The organism is Sphingobium sp. RSMS (assembly GCF_005406185.4).
Lineage (GTDB): Bacteria > Pseudomonadota > Alphaproteobacteria > Sphingomonadales > Sphingomonadaceae > Sphingobium > Sphingobium fuliginis.
The window spans coordinates 1,971,199-1,985,854 of record NZ_CM191257.1; the positions used below are offsets into that span (position 1 = coordinate 1,971,199).

Below are 14,656 nucleotides of genomic sequence, written 5' to 3' on the forward strand. Positions count from 1 at the left end.
CCAGACGGTCCTTTCCCGAAGTCGTTCATCTGGGTTAGCGCCAGCGCATGAAAGGGGCCGGCGTCCGGAACGCCGCAAGCGCCGCTCCGTTGATCCTTCGATCATATCAGGAGGCAGGAATGGCGCAAAAAGGTGCAGGCGGAAATCCGGGCGCGGTCACGAAGAAGGGCGGCGATGGCGCTCATGGAAGCACCGGCACGGGCCGCGGCGGCGGCAATAACGCGCGCGGCAGCGGCAGCGCCAGTTCCGGCAAGAAGAAGGAAGACGGGAAAGCGGCCAGCGGAAAGGGCGACCGCTAGAGCCAATCGACATTCAGGTCTGGCGGCCTGCCAATGATGCTTTTGCGTTTCCGGCGCCGGGGGTACAGCGGCGCCGGTCGGCATCCAGTTCGCGCCGGTAGAAACAGGCGATGGCCCTCGGCATTCCGGCCGTGCCATCCTGGCATTTCCGCAGGTCATTGCCCGGCCGGAACCGGCCTGGCGGTCGGACCGAAGCTGGCGTCCAGCGCCTCCGCCTCCCTGCGATGCGCCGCGATCACCGGGACCATCTCCCCGGCCATCTTCTTCAGCACGGGATAATCGCCCCGCCGGGCATAGCTGCTCTGCAGGTTGAAGGCCTCCAGATGCGCCGCCGCCTGTTGGCCGACATAGACGCTGTCGAATTCCCGGTCGCCCGAACCGTTGAGGGCGCCCAGCATCGCCCGGCGGCGCGCATCGATATTCTGCGGGATGGCGATGTTGACCGGATTGTCCGCAACGAAGCGCCTGAGCCGCTCGCCGCTCTTCTGGTGGTCGGAGACCATCTTCCGCGCAAAGGCCTTCACCTCGGGCGCGCGGGCACGCACCATGGCGATCTTGCCCGCCTCTATCTCATACATGTCGCCGATCGCGGCCTGCGGAATGTAGAAGGTGGTGGTCACCGCCTCGTCAGGGCGGGAGACGCCCTCGGGCTTCGGCCCTTCATAATGCTTGGCCACCGTGGCGCTGCCATTGGCCGGTCCCCGTTCGGACGGGCCATCGGTCTGGTTGCAGGCGGAAAGGGCCAGCACGGCGAGGCAGGCGGGCAGTCCCGGCCGGAACGAACGGCCGCCGGTCATGGCTGCGTTCCGTTGCCGGCCGCGCCCGGAGCGCCGATGCCCGGCATGGCGTTCGCGCCACCCATGTCGCCAGCGGCATTGATCGCCTCCTGCTGGTTCGTTCCGCCGGGCACCCTGCCATTCTCATTCTGCGCGGCGGGGCTGCAGGCGCAAAGCAGGGCGGAGGACGCCATCAGGATCAGGGCGGTCGATATGGGACGGGGCATGCTGGGACAAAGCATGAGGTTCTCCTTCTGCGGGGCTGCTGCGGCGACAACGCCCGGCAGGCCGAAGGGCAGCGTCCGTGCGATAACCCTATGTTAGCGCGGGCGCGCTTTTCCCCTTTTGCGGCGCGGCCGTCCGCCAGCCCGGGAACCCCCTGCCGATGGGCCGCGTATAAAGGCTTTCCCCCATCCCGTGCGCCGCCATCCTGACGATGGAGCGCGACACATCGCGATTGGAGACGGCCCATGTCGGTGACAGGTTTGACGGCGATCATCGTCCTCGTGGCGGCCGCGCTTCTGGGCGTCGTGCTCTACGGTCTGCACAGGGGCCGGTTGAGCCGGGGCGGCGCGCTCGCGGCGGCGATCCTCATATTGGCGGCCGCCTCCGTCATCTTGGTCTATCCGTCGGTTCTGACGACGACGCACATGAGCTGAAGAGGAGAGAGACACCATGACGATCGAGGATGAAGCCCTGACCGACGGAGACATCGCCACCGCCGGCGTCCAATGGGTGGCCGCGCTGGTCGGCAGGTTGGTGGAGAAGGGCCTGATCACCACCCAGGACGCGCAGAGCATCGCGTCGGAAGCGCGCGAACAGTGCAGGGCGGAGGGCGTGGCCAAGGCCGCCCGCGTCATCGCCGCCCTGTCGGAAGAGGGCGAACCGCGCGGCTGAACCGGCCGGTTCCCGCCTAGAGCCAATCGACATTCAGATGATGACGAGCCGAAAATGGTGGTTTTCGGTGACCCGGAGCGCAGCCTACTCAAGGTAGGTGAGCACCGGAAGCACGGAAAAGCGTCATTTGCAGGCCGTCAGGGCTGAATGTCGATTTGGCGCTAGCGGTCGATCTCTCCGAACACGATGTCCAGCGATCCCAATATCGCCGTCACATCGGCCAGCATATGGCCGCGCGTCAGGAAATCCATCGCCTGAAGATGGCTGAATCCGGTCGGCCTGATCTTGCAGCGATAGGGGGCGTCCGTGCCGTCGGCGACCAGATAGACGCCGAATTCCCCCTTGGGGCTTTCGGTCGCGACATAGACTTCCCCCGCCGGAACGTGGAAACCCTCGCTGTAGAGTTTGAAATGATGGATGAGCGCTTCCATCGACCGCTTCATCTCGGCCCGTCGCGGCGGCACCACCTTGTTGTTGTCGCTCGACACGCGTCCGCCGGGCATGGCGTTCAGGCACTGGCGCATGATGCGGGCGGATTGCCGCACCTCCTCCACGCGCACCAGCAGCCGGTCGTAGCAATCGCCCCGGCTGCCCACCGGTATGTCGAAATCCATCCGGTCATAGACGTCATAGGGCTGGCTCCGGCGCAAGTCCCACGGTACGCCGCAGGCGCGCAGCATCGGCCCTGAAAAGCCCCAGCGCAGCGCATCCTCCTTTGAAACCGCGCTGATGTCGACATTGCGCGCCTTGAAGATCGGGTTGTCGATGGCAAGGCCGACGGCATCCTCGAACATGGTGGAATAATGGTCCAGCCATGCCCCTATGTCGTCGAGCAGCTTTTCCGGCACGTCCACGCGCACCCCGCCCGGCCGGAACCAGGCCGCATGCATCCGCGCGCCCGATGCCCGCTCGTAAAAGCCCATGAGCTGTTCCCGAAGCTCAAGCAGCCAGAGATTGGGAGTCATCGCCCCGACGTCCATGATATGTGCGCCCACGGAGAGCAAATGATTCTTGATCCGCGTCATTTCCGCGAACAATACCCGCAGATATTGGCCGCGCATGGGAACTTCCAGATTGAGCAGCTTCTCTATCGCCAGAACGAAGCTATGCTCCTGACAAAGGGGAGATACATAGTCGAGGCGATCGAAATAGGGGAGCGCCTGCAAATAGGTCTTATATTCTATCAGCTTTTCCGTGCCGCGATGCAGCAGGCCGAGATGCGGGTCGACCCGCTCCACCACTTCCCCATCCAGTTCCAGCACCAGTCGAAGCACGCCATGGGCCGACGGATGCTGCGGTCCGAAATTGATCGTGTAGTTGTGGATGGCGGTGTCGCCGGGCGTCGGCTCCTCTCCTGCTATGGGATGAGCGAAATTCCGGGTGGCGCTGGTCGGTTCGCGGGCCATCATGTCCTTCCATCCGCCCCGTTCAATGGCAGGAGCGGCGCATCGGTAAGAGGGGGCGGCCTGCGGATGATCACGGGCGAGCCGGACGATGAGGAGAAGAGTAGAGCGGAACCGCCCCGACCGCATCGGAATGGACGCTGATCCATCTTAGCGCGGAATCGCCTTTGCCGGAACGCGGAAACACATCCTTTCCTATGTTAGCGCAACCCATGAATGGGGAAGAAATCGCCTCCGGATTCATCTGTGTTGATGACATCTTCTTTCATCCGCGCTTCTTCATCGGAAGATTTGCGACAAAACAGCATGGCAAGGCGCAGCATGATCAACAAGGATGAACGACGGCGCAGGCTGGTCGCGAAACACCCGATTCCCGGCATGATCAAGTCGGGCAGGCAGGCGGCATGATCATCATAGCCATCGTCGCGGCGGTCGCGCTGGCGGGATTGACCGGCATCCTCGTCGCGCTGCGTCGTCGCCGGGTCGGCGCGTTCATGGCCATGCTGATGCTCATCGTCCTGCTGGCCATTTGCGGCATGGCGCTTCTCTATCCCGCAGCGCTCACGCTGCGGTCGCCGGGCCGCTGAACGCCCTCAACCGAGTGCGACGTCGAGGCAGGTCATCACCGCAAGGCCGATCAGCAGGCTTCCCTGGGCGGCATGCCCGTCCTCGCCAAGTTCAGGGGCGATCTGGCTCATCACGACGCTGATCATCGCCCCCGCCGCAAGGCACAGGGCGATCGGCAACAGCATGGCGAAGCGATGCACCAGCGTCGCGCCCAGCGCACCGAATACCGGTTCCACCAGTCCCGATGCCAGCGCCCCGGCAAAGGCCAGGAGCGGCGGATAGCGCAACGCCAACGCGCTGCCCACGGCGAAACCTTCGGGTATGTTCTGGATTCCGATGCCCAGGGCCGTGGCATAGCCCTCTCCCCCCGCATCCCGCGCGAAGCTGACGCCGACCGCCAGCCCCTCCGGCGCGTTATGCAGCGTGATCGCCGCGACCAGCAGCCAGATGCGATGGCCCGTCCGGTCCAGCCCCTCCTCACTGGTGAAACGCTCGACGGAAAAGCGCCCGAGGGCAAGCAGCAGCGCCCCGCCGACCAGAACCGCCACGGCAATCATGGCCGCCGCCGGCCAGGAGCCGATGCCCTGCCGGTCCAATATGCCGATGGCGGGCACGATCAGAGAGAAGAAGGAAGCGGCGAGCATCACGCCCGCCGCAAATCCCAGCATCACGCCCTGACAGCGCGCCGCCGACCGGCCGATGCCCAACATGGGCAATCCGCCCAAGCCGGTCGCCGCGCCTGCCAGCAGGCTTGCAATCGTGCCGGCCAGAACCGGCGACAGGTCGATGCTCAATGGCTGGCCTGCTCTCCTTGGCTGCGCAGCGCGAGGAACCTGTCGATCACCCTGGGCAGCATCTCGTCCAGGAACGTGGCCATCGCCAGTTCTTCGCGCAGGCTTTCCTCCAGCACGGGAATGGCCGCCTCGAACCCGCCCGCCCTGGCCATGGCGATCAGGGCCTTGTAGGCCGCCGCCTCATAATTCTCGAACGCATAGTTGGCGAGGCTGTTCTTGATGACCTCGTCCGGCGCCAGCGCGTGGGACAGCGCAGCAACGCTGCCCCGGAACTTCAGCGCCGCGTCCTTGATGGCCGACGGACTGTCGCCCAGCGCGTCCAATATGCCCTCCAGCCCTTCTATCTGGCGTTCGGTTTCGCCCCTGTGGCTGCGAAGCCGCGCCTCGACCTCGGTATATTGGGCGAGATGCTCGATCTGCCGGTCCATGATGCCCAGCGCCTGATGCTCGACGGCATGGGCGTCGCGCAGGCCGACGATGAACATGTGCCGGACGGTGTCCTGGTCCATCTCACTCCCCGTCGGACTGGAGGGGGCTCTTGGCGGCGGCCTGCGACCGGGCGTCGGCCATGTCGCTCGCCCCGCCCAGATCCTCGTCGCTCAACTTGCCCGCACCCGGCCCGCCGCCCAGGTCCGCGCCGGTCACCGGATTGGCGTTGGGATCGGACTGCAGCCGGCCGGTCATGGCCGCGAAATCCTGCATCTCCTGCTCGCGGAGCGTGACCGAGGCCTGGCCGTCGCCGCCATCGACCGGCAGCTTGCCCTCGACATCGTCCAGCCGTTCCCATTGCTCGCCCGTATTCCAGGGGCCGACCGCATCGCCCTCCCCCTGGGAGGCGTTGACATAGAGGTTGGCATAGGGAGCAAGGCCGGGCAGCTTGCCGGCGGGGAAATTGTCCTTGATCGAATAGAGCGCCTTCTCGAAGCTCTTCTGGTGCGAAACCTCCCGCGTCATCAGGAAACCCAGCGCATCCTTGACGCCCGGATCGTCGGTGATGTTGATCAGCCGTTCGTAGATGATCTTGGCCCTGCTTTCCGCCGCGATGTTGGACCGCAGGTCGCAGGTCGGGTCGCCGCGGCTGTCGACATAGGCGGCCGTCCACGGAACGCCCGAACTGTTGGTGAGCGAAGGCCCGCCGCCATAGAGGATCGACTGGGTATGGCTGTTGCCGCCCGCATTCAGCGACATGTAGAGTTCCGCCTCCTCCATCGACGCTTCGGTCAAGGCCGACTTCGCGCCCTTGTTCAGCATGGCGACGATCGATCCGATCACTTCCAGGTGACTGAGTTCCTCGGTCGCAATGTCCAGCAGCATGTCCTTCCGGCCGGGATCGTCCTCGGCAAGACCCTGGGTGAAATAGCGCATTGCCGCCGCCAGTTCTCCGTCCGGTCCGCCAAATTGTTCCAGAAGAAGCGAAGCGAGCGCCGGATTGGTTTCCGAAACCCTGACCGTATATTGAAGCCGCTTATTATGCATGAACATGGAATGGTCTCCTCAGACTCCGCTGCCGGATGAAAATATGTCGGGATGATGGGTGCGGGCGCTGGCCCCGCCGGGTTTGAATTCGCCGTGCAGGATATGGCGGACGCAGGCCAGCACACCCCCGGCGATCAGAACCATGGCCCCGGCGCCCAGCACCGCCGCCATGACCGCCTCCCGCCGAAGCGGCGCGCCGGTCAGCCAGACATGGAGCAGGATGCACAGGGCCGCGATCCCCGCCGCCTCTATGGCCGCACCGACGAGCAATCTTGCCGTTGCCCTGGCGCTTCTATTTACCCTGCTCATGATTGCTCCCACATCGAACAAGGACAGTTAAGCCTCACCGGGAGCAAGCGTTCCGCGATCCGCGATGGAACGCTAATGCAGTTTACAGCGAACCGATCTACGATATTTCCGCCGTAAAACTTCGACTGCGATCCGGAACCATTCCGGATCGACAATCATGGCGGCCCGTATCATGAAAGTAGCGGAAGCAGAAGCCTGGAAACTTCCGCCCCCACCCGGCAGGATTTCCGATGAAGGACCGGCAACCGGGTTCCGGCTGCGCTTCCGGTGGCGAACGCCGCGCCATGGAAAAGACCGTCCGAAGCTGATCCAGTTTATCGTCCTGCGCGGATCGCCCCTCCACCCGATGCGTTGCTTTTGAAAGCGGATATTTTCAGGAAGACGCGCGATGAACGACCGCAATGCATTTCTGCAAGGGCAAGGATCGCCCATCAGGGACGACGCGGCGCCGCCCGAACAGGGCTGGCGCGGCGAACGCGCCGCCGACGAACCGGCTGGAAAAGGTCCAAGGCGGCGCCGGATCGGGGGCGTGAAGGCGGAGGTGGAGGACATATCCGGCACCGCCTTCGTCGAGGCGGGCGGCGCGGACATGGCGTCCACCCACGACGACGGCGACGGCGACGGCGAAGACAGGCGCATGCAGCCGCGGCAGGAAGGCGGCAGGCGCTCCCATCCGGACGGGGTCAGCGATCTCGACATGTCCGCGACGAGTCCCGGCGGGGAAAGCGCCGGCGCCCCCTATCCGCACGGGCGCAGGAAGTCGAAGAACGACTTCGGCAGCCGCATGGGCCATGGCGGGCAGACGGAGATCGGCTATCACGGCACCGGCCATCTGGGCGGCCGCAAGGTGGGGGAGGACGACAATCGCAACGGCGTCGCTGAAACGGACGATTGACCCTGTTGCGGCCCGGCAACCCGTTGATATTTCGGCTTCGCAGGCAAGCGGCATGGACGGCGGCGCCATTCGGGCATAGCAAGGGCAATCCTGTTGCGGAGCCGAAAGAGTTCAATGGTCGAAAGAGCTGCCCCCGATCCCGAGTTCGAAGCCCTGCTGCGTCACATTCAGGAGAGTCGGGGACTGGACTTCCGCGGCTACAAGCGCACCAGCCTGCGGCGGCGCATCTCCCTGCGGATGGAGGCGGTCGGCGCGGAGGATTTCGCCGCCTACCGTACCTGCCTGGAGGCGCAGCCCAGCGAATATGAGGAACTGCTGAACACCGTCCTGATCAACGTCACCTCCTTCTTCCGCGACGAGGATGCGTGGAACGTGATCCGCGACGAGGTGATCCCGGAAATCTTCAAAAATGCGGAGGACGACCGCGCGATCCGGGTCTGGAGCGTGGGCTGCGCCAGCGGCGAGGAACCCTATTCCATCGCCATGCTGCTGGCCGAGGCGATGGGCATGGGCGACTTCTGCCGGCGCGTGAAGATATATGCGACAGATCTGGACGAGGAAGCGCTGAAGGTGGCGCGGGTCGCCACCTATTCGCCCCGGGAGGTCGAGAGCGTGCCCGGCCATCTGCTCGAAAAATATTTCGAGCGGACCAGCAATCATTATGTGTTCGAGCGGGAATTGCGCAAATGCGTGATCTTCGGCCGCCACAATGTCGTGCATGACGCGCCCATCTCGCGCATCGACCTGCTCACCTGCCGCAACCTGCTGATCTATCTGGAGGCCGAAACCCAGTCGATCGTGCTGCCGCGCCTGCATTATGCGCTGAACCCCGATGGTTTCCTGTTCCTGGGCAAGGCGGAAACGCAGCTTGCGCGATCCTCGCTGTTCCGGCCCGTCGACATGAAGCACCGCATTTTCGCCAAGGTGCCCCAGGAATGGCGCCGCCCTCTGAACGGCAGCTTCACCGCCAACCGCCCGACCCGGCTCGACATGCCCCTGCCCGACGTCCACCTGCTGGAGGCCGTGATCGACGAGGTCGGCACCGCCCTGCTGGTGATCGACGACAGCGGCGCGGTGGCGCTCGCCAATCTTCCGGCCCGCAACCTGCTGGGCGTGGGCGAGGCCGATCTTGGCCGGCCGTTCCAGGACCTGCCCATTTCCTACCGTCCCATAGAATTGCGCGGCCCGATTGACGAGGCGTTCCGCGGCCGCAGGGGCCTGCGGCTGGAGGACCAGGAATATCGGCTCAACCAGACGGAGGTGATGCGGCTCACCATCGACGTCCGCCCGCTCCAGCGCGCGGACGGCAGCGTGCATGCCATCCTGCTCGCTTTCCACGACCATACCGGCATTCACGGCTTGCGGCGGGAACTGGAGGCGGCGCAGGAAAATCTCGAACAGTCGATCGAGGAACTCCAGTCCGCCAATGAAGAACTGGAAACCACCAATGAGGAGCTTCAGTCCACCAATGAGGAGCTGGAGACCACCAATGAGGAACTCCAGTCCACCAATGAGGAACTGGAAACGCTGAACGAGGAAGCCCGCTCCTCCAATGAGGAGATGGAATCGGTCAACGAGGAACTGCGCATACAGGCCGAACAGGCGGCCGGGTACCGCCTCCATCTCGAATCGGTGCTGCGCTCGATGAATGCGGGCATCGTCGTGCTCGACCCGCGCCATTTCATCCAGAGCTGGAACCGCTGGAGCGAAAACAGCTGGGGCCTGCGCGCGGAGGAGGTGCTCGGCACCAGTTTCGACAGGCTGGACATCGGCCTGCCCGTCCAACAGTTGCGCGACAACATGATCGCGGTCCAGTCGGGGTCGGAGGAGCAGACCGAGCGCCAGCTCGAGGGGCTGGACCGACGCGGACGCCGCATCATCTGCCGGATACGCATTACCGGCCTGCTGGACGAAACCGGCGCGAATCACGGGCTGGTGCTCGTCTTCCAGGACATTACCGACGAACGCAACAGCGAGGATTACACCCGTTATCTTGGCCGCGTGCTGGGCGGCGCGGCCAATCAGATCTACTTTCTGGACCCCGATAATCTTCGCTTCCTGCTGGTGAACGACAGCGCGCAGAAGAAGCTGGGCTTCAACGCCCACCAGCTTTCGCGCATGGCCCTGCCCGACCTGCTGCCGGACATATCCGCCGACGACCTGCACGCCATCCTCGCCCCGCTGCTGGGCGGCGAACTGCCGGAGCTGCCGCTCCAGACGGCGATGCGGTTCGGGGAAGGCGGCAGTCTGCCCGTCGACCTGCGCCTGCAATATTTTTCCGAAGAAACGCCGCCCATCCTCGTCGCCATGGTATATGACAGGAGCGAGCGCGAACTGTCCGCCGCGCTCGAATAGAAAGGCGGCACATGGCCGGCCATGACATCATCGTCGTCGGCGCCTCCACTGGCGGCGTCGATGCGCTCGTCCGGCTGGTGGCGCAGCTTCCCGCCGGGATGGACGCGGCCATGCTCATCGTACTGCATGTCGGCACCGGCGTCAGCCGGCTCGCGGACATATTGAACCGCGCTGGCAAGCTGCCCGCCGGCCAGCCCGCCGATGGCGAGGAGATACTGGCCGGACATATCTATGTCGCCCCGCCCGACCTGCACATGACGGTGGAGGGCGGCCGCGTCAGGCTGGCCCATGGCGACAAGGAGAATTTCAGCAGGCCCGCCATCGACCCGCTGTTCCGATCCTCCGCCGCCGCCTATGGCCCGCGCGTCGTCGGCATCGTGCTGACCGGGAAGCTGCAGGACGGTTCGGCGGGCCTGCTGGCGATCAAGCAGGGCGGCGGCATCGCGATCGTGCAGGACCCGGCGGAGGCGGTCGCTCCTTCCATGCCGCAACGGGCCATCGCCTGCGCGCCGGTGGACCATGTCTGCCCCCTTGCAGAGATGAGCGCGCTGCTGCTCCATTACGGCCGGCCGCCGGGCAGCCTCAACCCTCCGCTTCGTTCGACGCCTTGCGCAGGCTCGTCATCGCCTCTTCCAGCACCTCGATCATATGCCCGCTTTCCCGCGAAGCTTCCGTCCAGCGCTGGACCGCATGCGCCAGGCCGCGTTTCTCCGCGCTGTGCTGCATCTGTTCGAACAGCCGGATGCGGTCCCGATGCGTCCGCACCGCAATCGCCAGCGCCCGCTCCAGCTCGTCATTCTGCGCCGCCGCCAGTCCCAGCGGCGTGAAGGCATGGCCGACCTGGCAGCGGAAGCGGACTTCATCCTCAGTCTCGATATGGTTCAGCACGCCCCCGCAATCGGGGCAGGACAGGTGGCTGGGCTCACCCGGCGTGACGATCTGCGGTTCAGCCACGGCAAACTCCTGTGCGGCAATCCGGTCCTCGATCAGATATTCCTCGGGCAGGGGTATGGTCGGCCCCGCTTCCTCCCGCACCAGCCGCGCGAGCAGGTCGGGTATATGATCCAGGGCGAGCGCATGGTCGACATGATCGCGCTTCAGCGCGTTGCGCGGCATGGACGGCCATTCCGCGTCGGCGGGGTCCTGCACGACCGAAAGCCCGCCGGCCGCCTTGACCGCGATCAGCCCATCGGTCCCGTCGTCCAGCAGGCCGGTCAGCACGATGCCGGTCACGCGCCCGCCATAATGGATCGCCGCCGATCGGAACAGGGCGTTCACCGCCGGCCGCGTGCGGTTCTCATAGGGACCGCGCCGCATCAATATCCTGCCGGGACGCAGCAGCAGATGCATGTCGGGCGCGCACACATAGATGTGCCCCGGCTCGATCGCCTGTCCGTCCACCGGGGACAGCGCAGGCAAGGGCCCGGCCCTGTCGAGCAATTGCGGCAGCACGCTGCGCGCCGAAGGCGAAAGATGCTGGGCGACGAACAGCGAGGCGCGAAGATCGGCGGGCAGCGCGACGCAGAGCCGGCGCAGGGCATCCACTCCCCCGGCCGATGCCCCGATCACGATAATGTCCCTGCTGGGCATGCTGTGCTTCTCCATGGGGGCAACGAAGCGCGCCGACAAAAAGGTTCAGACGGAACCAACTTATTTTAGAGCCAATTCCCCCGCGGGCGCGTTATCAGGGTGACGCAACAGGGAAAATCATGGGCAAGAAGGCTGAAGCTCCGGGGCAGATCAGCGCCAGGCTGCTCGACGAGGTCGAACAGTTGCGCACGTCCCTCGAATCCGCGCTGGAGGAGAATGCGCGCCTGATGGAGGATCGCGACCGGCTGAGCCGCCGCGTGACCCAATTGTCGCAGGACCTTCAGGCCGCCCGCTCGGCGCCGCCGCCGGCGCCCCCTGCCCTGCCGTCCGTCGAACAGGGGCAGGCCGAAGAGGAGCTGCGCGTCGCCTTCGAGGAATTGCAGGTCCTGACGGAGGAACTGGAAGTCGCCAACAGCAGCCTGCAACAGGCCAATCACGAACTGGACGGCCGCGTCGAGGAACGCACCCGCCAGATCCAGGAGATCAACGACACGTTGCGCGCGACCGAAAACTCCCTGCGCACGATCGCGGACCTTGTGCCCGACCTCCTCTGGCGCAGCGACGCCACCGGCCATGCCAACTGGTTCAACCAGCGCTGGTGCGACTATACCGGCTGGGATAAGGAGGAACTGAAGGAAGAAGGCTGGACCAATGCGCTGCATCCGCTGGACCGCGCCTCCTCCCTCGCGGCCTGGGCGCAGGCGATGGCGGCGGGCACCGTCTATCAGGAACAGCACCGCATTCGCGACGCGCAGGGCGATTATCGCTGGTTCCTGATCCGCGCCGAACCGATGCGCGACGCGAACGGCACGATCCTCGCCTGGTTCGCCGCCGCCACCGACATGCATGAGCAACGCACCGCCATGGAGGCGCTGCAACGCAGCGAATTGCGGTTCCGCACGCTGATCGAGGGCATGCCCCAACTCGTCTGGCGCGCCGTGGACAGCGGCCAGTGGACCTGGTCCAGCCCGCAATGGAGCGCCTTCACCGGCCAGAGCGAGAAGGCCAGCCGGTCGCTCGGCTGGCTGGAGATGCTCCATCCCGACGACCGGGATCATGCCATGGCGGCATGGACCCGGGCGCAACAGACCGGCAGCCTGGAGATCGAAGGACGGATATTCAACGCGCAGGACCGGCGCTACCGCCATTTCCGTACCCGCGGCGTACCCGTGCGCTCCAGCGAGAGCAGCTTGCTCGAATGGCTGGGAACGTCGACCGATGTCGACGACATCGTCCAGTTGCAGGCGCATCAGGAAGTGCTGGTGGGGGAACTTCAGCACCGCACGCGCAACCTGATGGCGGTGGTCCAGTCGGTCACGGCGCGCACGCTGAAGGGCAGCCATTCGCTCGATCATTTCGCCCAGTGCATCGGGGACCGATTCGATGCGCTGGCCCGCGTCCAGGGACTGCTATCCCGTCGCAAGGGCGGGCTGCGGGTCACGTTCGACGCGCTGCTGCGCGAGGAACTGTCCGCCCATGTCCCGCTGGATGCAGACGGCAGGGGAGAGCATGTGACGCTTACCGGGCCGGCCGGCATATCGCTGAAATCGGCGACGGTTCAGACGCTCGCGCTCGCCCTGCACGAACTGGCGACCAACGCGGTGAAATATGGCGCGCTGTCGCAACCCGCCGGCCGGCTGGAGGTCCGCTGGGACATCCGCAGGCCCGCGCCGGGCGAATGCCGGCTGTTCGTCGACTGGCGCGAGCGCGGCGTGTCCGAACTGCCCGCCCCCGGTGCGGAACCGAAGGGCGGCGGCTATGGCCGGGAACTGATCGAACGCGCCTTGCCCTATCAGCTCAATGCGCAAACCAGCTACGCCGTGGAGACTGACGGCGTTCATTGCACGATCGACGTGCGCGTCCCCTCTGAGGATAGTGAAGGCGGTGGAAGATGACCGAAGCTGCGCTGCAGGATTGCCGCATATTGATCGCAGAGGATGAATATCTCATCGCCGCCGATATTGCCGAGGCCCTGGAACAGGACAATGCCGTGATCCTGGGGCCGGTGCCGCGCGTCGCGGACGCGCTGTCCCTGATCGGGTCCGGAACGCGGATCGACCTGGCCGTGCTCGACGTCAATCTGTGCGGCGACATGGCGTTTCCCGTCGCCGACGCGCTGGTGGAGCAGCGCATCCCCTTCGCCTTCGCCACGGGCTATGACGGATGGACCATCCCCGCCCGCTTCGCGGACGTGCCGCGCCTGGTGAAGCCGTTCAGGCCCGACCGCTTGCGCAGCGCGCTGAAGTCGCTTCTGCCCTAGGGCAGATCCCGATGATCGGCTGCTTCAGAGGTCGGGCGGCAACAGGTCCTGGTCGGCGTCAAGACGCCGGTCTATCTCCTCGCCCAATCGGTCGAGCTGATCGAAGGACGCCCCGACCACCAGGATCGAACCGTCCTCCAGCGTCAGGCGCAACCGATAGCTTTCGCCGTCGGCCTCTATGGCGAAATGGGCGAGGCGCACGGTCATGACTGTCTCCCGATGATGAGCGCCCCCGCACCGATCCGGGGCGCCGCCGCCTCATTTGGAAGCATGGCGATGCGCCGTTTCCGCCAGAGCGAGCCTTCTGCCCGTGACCAGGGTCTGGCCGATGAAAAGAAGGATCAGGATCGAACCGGCCGTCCCGACGAAGAGGTCGAAGCCCGACCAGCGCCCGAACAGGCCTGGACCGGACCCCAGCACCATCATCATGACCGTCAGTCCGATCAGCAGCAGCCTGAGTTCGGTCGGCCCGGCGGAAAGATAGGAAAGCTTCAATTCCCCCAATACCCGCGCGGACAGAAAGGCATGGATCGACAGCAGCAGATAACCCGCCAGCGCGATCAGCGCGACATCCATCGTCACGAACGGGCTGAGGCCGATCCCGGCAAGGATGAGCAGCGTCGCCAGCCCATCGCAGCTATGATCGATGAAATAACCGTAGGACGGTCGCTCGATCCGCCGATACCGCGCCAGGCTGCCGTCCATGGAGTCACCGAACCACTGCACCGCATAGCCCGCAATCGCCAACAGCAGCCAGGCCGACGCGACGTTGCTGGCGGCATAGCCGGCGAATATCATCAGCGCGCCGACCATTCCGGTCGCCGTCAACCGGTCCGGCGTGACCCAGGCGGGCATCCGGCCGCACAGCCAGCCAAGCAACCGCCGCTCGTTCGCGGCAAGCCAGTTCTGCTGGATTCGGGAGAGCGATGGGGGAGATGGGGGCTGGATCGTCATGGGGCCTTGGATAACAGTCTGGAACAACGGGAGCGCCGCAGCGCCGTCATATTCGCGGCATCAGCCGCTCCGTCCGAAGAC

The 14,656-nt window shown here is 65.3% G+C and carries 19 protein-coding genes and 1 pseudogene; 9 read left to right on the top strand and 11 right to left on the bottom strand.

Annotated elements, in window-relative coordinates:
* Positions 1-119 precede the first annotated feature (119 nt).
* Complete coding sequence (locus EGM87_RS09355) at positions 120-299, top strand: hypothetical protein (protein ID WP_044662684.1); 180 nt, start codon at positions 120-122, stop codon at positions 297-299.
* A 155-nt stretch (positions 300-454) separates the two neighbouring features.
* Here the strand turns inward: EGM87_RS09355 and EGM87_RS09360 are convergent, their stop codons facing one another.
* Complete coding sequence (locus tag EGM87_RS09360) at positions 455-1,096, bottom strand: DUF4142 domain-containing protein (protein ID WP_137710343.1); 642 nt, start codon at positions 1,094-1,096, stop codon at positions 455-457.
* Positions 1,093-1,317, bottom strand: a complete 225-nt coding sequence (locus EGM87_RS09365; RefSeq protein ID WP_025550128.1) for a hypothetical protein — start codon at positions 1,315-1,317, stop codon at positions 1,093-1,095. Before EGM87_RS09365 ends, EGM87_RS09360 begins: the two co-directional genes overlap by 4 nt.
* 228 nt (positions 1,318-1,545) lie before the next feature.
* Between EGM87_RS09365 and EGM87_RS09370 the strand changes: the two genes are divergently transcribed.
* The gene (locus EGM87_RS09370) at positions 1,546-1,734 is read left to right on the top strand and encodes a hypothetical protein (RefSeq protein ID WP_025550129.1); all 189 of its coding nucleotides are present in this window, start codon (positions 1,546-1,548) and stop codon (positions 1,732-1,734) included.
* Between the two features lie 16 nt (positions 1,735-1,750).
* Positions 1,751-1,972, top strand: coding sequence for a hypothetical protein (locus tag EGM87_RS09375; RefSeq protein ID WP_044662686.1), 222 nt, complete (start codon positions 1,751-1,753; stop codon positions 1,970-1,972).
* A 161-nt stretch (positions 1,973-2,133) separates the two neighbouring features.
* Here the strand turns inward: EGM87_RS09375 and EGM87_RS09380 are convergent, their stop codons facing one another.
* Together EGM87_RS09380 and EGM87_RS09385 are read right to left on the bottom strand one after the other, a co-directional pair.
* Complete coding sequence (locus EGM87_RS09380) at positions 2,134-3,378, bottom strand: NADH-quinone oxidoreductase subunit D (RefSeq protein ID WP_083198893.1); 1,245 nt, start codon at positions 3,376-3,378, stop codon at positions 2,134-2,136.
* 197 nt (positions 3,379-3,575) lie between these two features.
* Positions 3,576-3,761, bottom strand: coding sequence for a hypothetical protein (locus EGM87_RS09385; protein WP_044662687.1), 186 nt, complete (start codon positions 3,759-3,761; stop codon positions 3,576-3,578).
* 18 nt (positions 3,762-3,779) lie between these two features.
* On the opposite strand from EGM87_RS09385, the gene EGM87_RS09390 reads away from it, so the two are divergent.
* Positions 3,780-3,962 (top strand): hypothetical protein, encoded by a 183-nt coding sequence (locus tag EGM87_RS09390; protein ID WP_044662688.1) that lies wholly within the window; start codon positions 3,780-3,782, stop codon positions 3,960-3,962.
* Between the two features lie 6 nt (positions 3,963-3,968).
* Here EGM87_RS09390 and EGM87_RS09395 read toward each other — a convergent pair whose 3' ends face one another.
* From EGM87_RS09395 to EGM87_RS09410, 4 genes are read right to left on the bottom strand one after another with little or no spacing between them, the layout of a single operon-like run.
* A complete protein-coding gene (locus EGM87_RS09395) occupies positions 3,969-4,736 on the bottom strand; it encodes a ZIP family metal transporter (protein ID WP_044662689.1) in 768 nt (255 codons plus the stop codon).
* Positions 4,733-5,245 carry a ferritin-like domain-containing protein gene (locus tag EGM87_RS09400; protein WP_044662690.1) on the bottom strand — a complete coding sequence of 171 codons (513 nt, stop codon included), beginning with the start codon at positions 5,243-5,245 and terminating at the stop codon, positions 4,733-4,735. The genes EGM87_RS09395 and EGM87_RS09400 overlap by 4 nt, the downstream gene beginning before the upstream one ends.
* 1 nt (position 5,246) lies before the next feature.
* The gene (locus tag EGM87_RS09405; RefSeq protein WP_044662691.1) at positions 5,247-6,218 is read right to left on the bottom strand and encodes a manganese catalase family protein; all 972 of its coding nucleotides are present in this window, start codon (positions 6,216-6,218) and stop codon (positions 5,247-5,249) included.
* 12 nt (positions 6,219-6,230) lie between these two features.
* A complete protein-coding gene (locus EGM87_RS09410; protein ID WP_044662692.1) occupies positions 6,231-6,521 on the bottom strand; it encodes a hypothetical protein in 291 nt (96 codons plus the stop codon).
* Between the two features lie 388 nt (positions 6,522-6,909).
* Here EGM87_RS09410 and EGM87_RS09415 point away from each other — a divergent pair, with 388 nt between their 5' ends.
* The 3 genes and pseudogenes from EGM87_RS09415 to EGM87_RS09425 all read left to right on the top strand — a co-directional run.
* On the top strand, positions 6,910-7,416 hold the full coding sequence (locus tag EGM87_RS09415; RefSeq protein WP_044662693.1) for a hypothetical protein: 507 nt from the start codon (positions 6,910-6,912) through the stop codon (positions 7,414-7,416).
* Between the two features lie 114 nt (positions 7,417-7,530).
* Positions 7,531-9,771, top strand: coding sequence for a CheR family methyltransferase (locus EGM87_RS09420; protein WP_137710342.1), 2,241 nt, complete (start codon positions 7,531-7,533; stop codon positions 9,769-9,771).
* Between the two features lie 11 nt (positions 9,772-9,782).
* Positions 9,783-10,310 (top strand): annotated as a pseudogene (locus tag EGM87_RS09425) (chemotaxis protein CheB); the annotation flags it as partial.
* A gap of 43 nt (positions 10,311-10,353) precedes the next feature.
* Here the strand turns inward: EGM87_RS09425 and EGM87_RS09430 are convergent.
* The gene (locus EGM87_RS09430) at positions 10,354-11,361 is read right to left on the bottom strand and encodes a chemotaxis protein CheB (protein ID WP_044663202.1); all 1,008 of its coding nucleotides are present in this window, start codon (positions 11,359-11,361) and stop codon (positions 10,354-10,356) included.
* Positions 11,362-11,480: 119 nt separating this feature from the next.
* Here EGM87_RS09430 and EGM87_RS09435 point away from each other — a divergent pair, with 119 nt between their 5' ends.
* Together EGM87_RS09435 and EGM87_RS09440 are read left to right on the top strand one after the other, a co-directional pair.
* On the top strand, positions 11,481-13,256 hold the full coding sequence (locus EGM87_RS09435; RefSeq protein ID WP_052628243.1) for a sensor histidine kinase: 1,776 nt from the start codon (positions 11,481-11,483) through the stop codon (positions 13,254-13,256).
* On the top strand, positions 13,253-13,621 hold the full coding sequence (locus tag EGM87_RS09440; RefSeq protein ID WP_044662694.1) for a response regulator: 369 nt from the start codon (positions 13,253-13,255) through the stop codon (positions 13,619-13,621). The genes EGM87_RS09435 and EGM87_RS09440 overlap by 4 nt, the downstream gene beginning before the upstream one ends.
* Before the next feature lie 24 nt (positions 13,622-13,645).
* Here the strand turns inward: EGM87_RS09440 and EGM87_RS09445 are convergent, their stop codons facing one another.
* Together EGM87_RS09445 and EGM87_RS09450 are read right to left on the bottom strand one after the other, a co-directional pair.
* Positions 13,646-13,828: a hypothetical protein gene (locus EGM87_RS09445; RefSeq protein WP_025547543.1), complete on the bottom strand. Its 183-nt coding sequence runs from the start codon at positions 13,826-13,828 to the stop codon at positions 13,646-13,648.
* 51 nt (positions 13,829-13,879) lie between these two features.
* Positions 13,880-14,575 (bottom strand): CDP-alcohol phosphatidyltransferase family protein, encoded by a 696-nt coding sequence (locus tag EGM87_RS09450; protein ID WP_044662695.1) that lies wholly within the window; start codon positions 14,573-14,575, stop codon positions 13,880-13,882.
* Positions 14,576-14,656: the final 81 nt, after the last annotated feature.